The sequence below is a fragment of the Caulobacter sp. B11 genome, assembly GCF_002737765.1.
In the GTDB taxonomy this organism is placed as follows: Bacteria; Pseudomonadota; Alphaproteobacteria; order Caulobacterales; family Caulobacteraceae; genus Caulobacter.
The window spans coordinates 1-5,968 of the sequence record NZ_PEGG01000345.1 but is presented as its reverse complement, the minus strand read 5'-3'; the positions used below and the strand labels follow the sequence as shown (position 1 = coordinate 5,968).

The window sequence follows — 5,968 nt, the reverse complement described above, 5'->3', positions numbered from 1 at the left end:
CCGACGCCCTGCGCCTGCTGGTGTTCGCCTCGGCCTTCAGCCTGCTGGAATGGACCCGCGGCCACATCCTGACCGGGTTTCCGTGGAACCTGCCCGGCGAGGCTTGGCGGGCCGGTTCGGCCCCGTCCCAGGCCGCCGCGGTGGTGGGCGCCTATGGCCTGACCTGGATCACCCTGGCCATCGCCGCCGCGCCGGCCGTCTGGCGGGACGGACGATCCGGCCGGATCGCGGTCGGGTCGGCGTTCGCCGGACTCGTCCTGCTCTATGCCGGCGGCGCCGCGCGCCTGGCCCTTGATCGCCCCGCGACGCCCCAGGCCGCGACCCTGGTCCGCATCGTTCAGGCCGACGTCCCGCAGTCGATCAAGTGGGACGCCGCCAGCTTTCAGGACATTGTCGGCCGCTATGTCGACCTGACCTCGCGGCCCTATCAGGGCCGGCCCGCCGACCTCGTGATCTGGCCCGAAGGGGCCCTGCCGGCCGCGATCAACGACTATCTGGTTCCCGGCTCCTGGGTGCGGCAGGCGATCGTCGACGCCCTTCAGCCCGGCCAGCGGTTGTTGATCGGCGGCTATCGCTATGAGGGGCCGGCGGACAAGCCGGTCTATTACAATAGCCTTGTCGCCCTGCGGCGTGACGCCGACGACATCGTATTGGTCGGGGTCTATGACAAGCACCGGCTGGTGCCGTTCGGCGAATACCTGCCGATGGACGGGGTTCTGACCGCCCTGGGGGTCCGAAGCATGGCCCACCTGAGTGATTCCTTCGCCAGCGGGCCCCGGCCCGCGCCGCTGCGCATCGGCTCCGATCTGCTGGTGCAGCCGCTGATCTGTTACGAGAGCCTGTTTCCGCGCCTCGCCAGGCCCGATCCGGCCGTGCGCGCCCTGGTCAATGTCTCCAATGACGCCTGGTTCGGGGTCACGTCAGGGCCTTTGCAGCACCTGAACCTGGCCAGTTACCGCGCCATCGAGACTGGAAAGCCGATCATCCGAGCTACCCCGACCGGCGTCTCGGCGATGATCGACGCCCACGGCCGAGTGGTGGGCGGGGCCAGGCTGAACCTTGGCCAGGCCGGCGTGATCGATGTGGCCCTGCCGCCGGAATTTTCCGGCACGCTGTTTTCGAGCCTGGGACACTGGCCCTACTTCCTCATTATGGGCGCCTCACTGCTCGCCTCACGTCAGGTAAGGGCTAGGAAAATCCCGCGAACTGGCGGACAGAAGATTAACAAAAAATCATAATCTCAGTTTTATCGGTTTGATGACAGCGACCCTCGAGCAAGACCGCCACCCCAATCCCATCGACCTTCATGTCGGCGCCCGAATCCGGATGCGGCGGAAACTGCTGGGGATCAGCCAGGAAAAGCTGGCCGAGGGCCTGGGGCTGACCTTTCAGCAGGTGCAGAAATACGAGCGCGGCGCCAATCGCGTCAGCGCCTCCAAGCTGTACGAGATCGCCCGCAGCCTGCAGTCGTCGGTGGCCTATTTCTTCGAAGGCCTGGCCGATCCGACCGAGGGCGAGACCTCGGCCCAGACCAACCAGGGCCAGTTCGTCCATGATTTCCTGATGACGACCGAAGGTCTTGAGCTGGCGGGGCTGTTCCCGAAGATCAACAAGCCCAAGGTGCGCCGGGTTCTGGACCTCGTGCGGTCGATGGCCGACGAAGAAATCGCGGAACCGTCCGAAAGCTGATTTCGGCCGTTGCGGACATAAACATATCTTTATATGTTCCGGGCACCCTCGCCGGCCAAACCGTCCGCGCGGCGGAGTCTTGTCCGGAGCTGATCTGTGAGCCGTTCCTCCTATATCTTCACCAGTGAAAGCGTTTCCGAGGGCCACCCCGACAAGGTCGCCGACCGGATCAGCGACACCGTCGTCGACGCCTTCCTGAGCGCCGACCCCGAGGCGCGCGTGGCCTGCGAGACCCTGGTCACCACCAACCGCATCGTGCTGGCCGGCGAAGTGCGGGCCGGCAAGCCTGGCGGCGACAAGGCCGCCAACAAGCAGCTGACCAAGGATATCCTCGGCTCGCTGGAGTCCAAGGTCCGCGCCGCGGTCAAGGACATCGGCTACGAGCAGAAGGGCTTCCACTGGCAGAAGGCCAAGTTCGCCAACTATCTGCACGGCCAGTCGGCCCACATCGCCCAGGGCGTTGACGCCAGCGACAAGAAGGACGAAGGCGCCGGCGACCAGGGCATCATGTTCGGTTACGCCAGCACCGAGACCCCGGAGCTGATGCCGGCCACCCTGCAGTACAGCCACAACATCCTCAGCCGTCTGGCCCAGCTGCGTCACAGCGGCGAGCTGCACGAGCTGGAACCCGACGCCAAGAGCCAGGTGACCCTGGAATATGACGGGACCGGCAAGCCGGTCCGCGTCGTCTCGATCGTCGTGTCGCACCAGCACAAGAAGAAGATCGACGGCAAGGCGCCGACCAGCAAGCGCGTGCTCGACCTGATCCGCCCGCACATCCTGCCGATCTTCCCCGAGGGCCTGATCACCAAGAAGACCCAGTGGCTGGTCAATCCGACCGGCCGCTTCGAGATCGGCGGCCCGGACGGCGACGCCGGCGTCACCGGCCGCAAGATCATCGTCGACACCTACGGCGGCGCGGCCCCGCACGGCGGCGGCGCCTTCTCGGGCAAGGATCCGACCAAGGTCGACCGTTCGGCCGCCTATGCCTGCCGCTACCTGGCCAAGAACGTCGTGGCCGCCGGCCTGGCCGACCGCTGCACGATCCAGATCGCCTACGCGATCGGCGTGGCCCAGCCGGTCTCGTTCCACGTCGATCTGCACGGCACCGGCCGGGTCGATCCCGAGGTGCTGGAAAAGCTGCTGCCCACCCTGATCGGCGGCGCCACCCCGCGCGGCATTCGCGAGCACCTGCAGCTCAACAAGCCGATCTATGCCCGCACCGCCGCCTATGGCCACTTCGGCCGCACGCCCGACAACGAGGGCGGCTTCTCCTGGGAGAAGACCGACCTGGTGCCGGAGCTGAAGGGTCTGGCTTAAGCTTCGACCTTCGGAACGTCTTGAAACGGGCCTCGGTCAATCGATCGGGGCCCGTTTTCGTTTGGCTGGTCTCCCGGCCCCATCACCGCTAAGACCCGCCCCCATGACATCCCCTACCATTCCCCACGGGCCGCTGCGCTCGTTCGGCCGCATCAAGTCGCGGCCGGTCAAGCCGCGCCAGCAGGCCCTGCTCGACACCCTGCTGCCCGAGATCGCCGTGCCGACCGCGCCCTTCGACCCGCGCGACCTGATGCCGGAGGCGACGGAAGCCTGGCTGGAGATCGGTTTCGGCGGCGGCGAGCACATGGCCGCCCAGGCCGGCCGCCACCCGCACGCCCTGATCATCGGGGCCGAGCCCTTCGTCAACGGCGTGGCCAGCGCGGTCCGTCACGTTGAGGAGCAGGACCTCAAGAACGTCCGCATCCACGAGGGCGACGCCCGCGACGTGCTGGCCTGGCTGCCCGACGCCTGCCTGAGCCGGGTGTTCATCATGTTCCCCGACCCCTGGCACAAGGCGCGGCACAACAAGCGGCGCCTGATCCAGCCGGCGGTGGTGACGGAACTCGCCCGCGTTCTGAAGTCGGGCGGGGCGCTGCGCTTCGCCACCGACTGGGCCGACTATGCCGAATGGACGATCGAACGGGTGCTGGCCGACCCGGCCTTCCGCTTCGCCGAGCCGGACACCGACCGCAACGCCCCGCCGGCCGATCACGTCACCACGCGCTACGAGGAAAAGAAGCTGGGCGACTGCGCGCCGGTGTTCCTGGATTTCGTGCGCGTCTGATCCGCCGCCTTATCTGCTAAGCTTGCCCCGGCCCGCGCCATGACGGGCGCGGGGAGGCGATGATGTCCTGGATTGTCGAGCACTATCAGATCGTTCTGGTGATCAGCGGCCTGCTGACCCTGACCATGCTGCAGTTCGTGATTTCGCCGGGCCGCGCGATGCGCTCGACCTATGGCGAAGCCCTGGAGGGGCCGCTGGCGGATGTGATCGTGCGCGGTTGGGGTCTGTTGATCGGCCTGACCGGCGGCATGCTGATCTGGGCGGCCTACCACCCCGAGACCCGCGATCTGGCGGTGGGCGCGGCGGTGATCAGCAAGGTCTTCTACATGGGCTCGCTACTCGCCAAGGGCGGCCGCTTCATCAAGGGCTTTTCCGGCGTCACGGTGCTGATCGACGTGGCGATGGTGCTGCTGTTGATTGCCGGGCAGTTTCTGTGACGGCTTCCCTCCCCGCTGCGGGGAGGGAAGGGTCATGCGGATTCAGTAGTTGTCGTCGTGGCGCTTGATCGCCGCGCGGATGATTTCGGCGGTTTCTTCCAGGTCGGCCCAGCCGGTGATCTTGGTCGACTTGCCCTTTTCCAGATCCTTGTAGTGCTGGAAGAAGTGGGCGATCTGCTCGGTGAGGATCACCGGCAGGTCGCGCCAGCTGTTCACGCCCGTATAGAAGGGGTGCAGCTTGTCGACCGGCACGGCCAGGATCTTTTCGTCCGAACCGGCTTCGTCGACCATCATCAGGGTGCCGATCGGACGGCAGCGGATGATCGCGCCGGGCACCACGGGGGTGGGGCCCACGACCATGATGTCGGCCGGATCGCCGTCATCGGCCAGGGTGTGGGGGATAAAGCCGTAATTGGCCGGATAGAACATCGCCGTATGCAGGAAGCGGTCGACCATCAGGGCCCCGCTGGCCTTGTCGATCTCGTATTTCACCGGTTCGCCGCCCTGCGGGATCTCGATGACGGCGTTGAGGTCGTAAGGCGGGTTCACGCCCGTGGCGATCTTGGAGAGGTCCATTGTGACTCTTCTTTGGGAGAGGCCCCGCGGGGGAGGCGGGTCTGCGCGCCGGCCTTATAGACCCTGAGTGCTGCGGTGCGAAAGGGGTCAGGCGCGGCGAGCGGACTCTGTGCGCCTCAGGGGGCTTCCAACCGTCCGAACATCGCGCTATAAAGGCCCTACATCGTCCGTCAGCGCTGCTAGCGCTTTCGAGCGGCGGCCCGAAAGGCTGCCGCTTTTTCTTTGGCCGCTCGCCAGCCTCGGCGCCCGGCCCCGTTTTTGAGTTGAGATACACCGTGCGCGGCAAGACGCAGGAAGACCGTGACCTGATCGAAATCCTCGATCCCGTCGCCGAGTCCGTCGGTTACGAGATCGTGCGCCTGCGCCTGATGGGCGGCGCCGAACAGCGCCGCCTGCAGATCATGGCCGAGCGCCCGATGCTGGAAGACGGCAGCGGCGGCGACATGAATGTCGAGGACTGCGCCAAGCTGTCGCGAGCCATTTCCGAGATCCTCGACGCCGCCGACCCGATCAGCGGCGAATATACCCTGGAGGTCTCCAGCCCCGGCGTCGACCGACCCCTGACCCGGCTGAAGGACTTCGACGACTATGCCGGCCTGGAGGTGCGCATCGAGCTCGATCGCGTCGCCGAGGGCCGCAAGCGCTTCAAGGGCGAGCTCGCCGGCACCGAGGACGGCCAGGTGGGCCTCAACCTCGAGGGCGAGGACGACACCACCGTCTATTTCCCGTTCGAGTGGCTGGTCGACGCCAAGCTGGTGCTGACCGACGCCCTGATGAAGCGGGGCGCCGACCAGCGCGCCGCCCGCGTGGCCGCCGACGGCGGTGACGCGGACTCCGAAGATCTCGGCGACGACGACGCCGAAGACGAAGATTTTGACCTGTCCGAAAGTGAAGAGGACTGACCATGGCCATCGGCATTTCCGCCAACCGGCTCGAGCTGCTGCAGATCGCTGACGCGCGCGAAAAAGGCATCGAGAAGGAAGTCGTCATCGAGGCGATCGAGGACGCGCTCCAGAAGGCGGCGCGCTCGCGTTACGGCGCCGAGCACGACATCCGCGTGCGCATCGACCCCAAGACCGGCGAAACCACCCAGAAGCGGGTGATCGAGGTCGTGTCGGACGAGCACGAGATGGAAGGCGAGATCGGCAAGGTCCAGATCTCG

At 66.5% G+C, this 5,968-nt stretch carries 8 protein-coding genes; 7 read left to right on the top strand and 1 reads right to left on the bottom strand.

The window, feature by feature from the left end:
• The 5 genes from lnt to CSW58_RS12445 form a co-directional block, all read left to right on the top strand.
• On the top strand, positions 1-1,238 hold a 1,238-nt coding region (gene lnt / locus CSW58_RS12465), incomplete at its 5' end, for an apolipoprotein N-acyltransferase (RefSeq protein ID WP_099447500.1).
• 19 nt (positions 1,239-1,257) lie between these two features.
• A complete protein-coding gene (locus CSW58_RS12460) occupies positions 1,258-1,689 on the top strand; it encodes a helix-turn-helix domain-containing protein (RefSeq protein WP_099447499.1) in 432 nt (143 codons plus the stop codon).
• A gap of 96 nt (positions 1,690-1,785) precedes the next feature.
• Positions 1,786-3,009, top strand: a complete 1,224-nt coding sequence (gene metK / locus CSW58_RS12455) for a methionine adenosyltransferase (RefSeq protein ID WP_099447498.1) — start codon at positions 1,786-1,788, stop codon at positions 3,007-3,009.
• Between the two features lie 103 nt (positions 3,010-3,112).
• Positions 3,113-3,793 carry a tRNA (guanosine(46)-N7)-methyltransferase TrmB gene (trmB, locus tag CSW58_RS12450; RefSeq protein WP_099447497.1) on the top strand — a complete coding sequence of 227 codons (681 nt, stop codon included), beginning with the start codon at positions 3,113-3,115 and terminating at the stop codon, positions 3,791-3,793.
• 62 nt (positions 3,794-3,855) lie between these two features.
• Positions 3,856-4,230: a hypothetical protein gene (locus CSW58_RS12445; RefSeq protein WP_099447501.1), complete on the top strand. Its 375-nt coding sequence runs from the start codon at positions 3,856-3,858 to the stop codon at positions 4,228-4,230.
• Positions 4,231-4,272: 42 nt separating this feature from the next.
• Here the strand turns inward: CSW58_RS12445 and ppa are convergent, their stop codons facing one another.
• The gene (gene ppa / locus CSW58_RS12440) at positions 4,273-4,806 is read right to left on the bottom strand and encodes an inorganic diphosphatase (protein ID WP_099447496.1); all 534 of its coding nucleotides are present in this window, start codon (positions 4,804-4,806) and stop codon (positions 4,273-4,275) included.
• A 275-nt stretch (positions 4,807-5,081) separates the two neighbouring features.
• Here ppa and rimP point away from each other — a divergent pair, with 275 nt between their 5' ends.
• Complete coding sequence (rimP, locus tag CSW58_RS12435) at positions 5,082-5,708, top strand: ribosome maturation factor RimP (protein ID WP_099447495.1); 627 nt, start codon at positions 5,082-5,084, stop codon at positions 5,706-5,708.
• A gap of 2 nt (positions 5,709-5,710) precedes the next feature.
• A partial coding sequence (locus tag CSW58_RS12430) for a NusA N-terminal domain-containing protein (RefSeq protein WP_304441652.1) occupies positions 5,711-5,968 on the top strand: 258 nt, incomplete at its 3' end.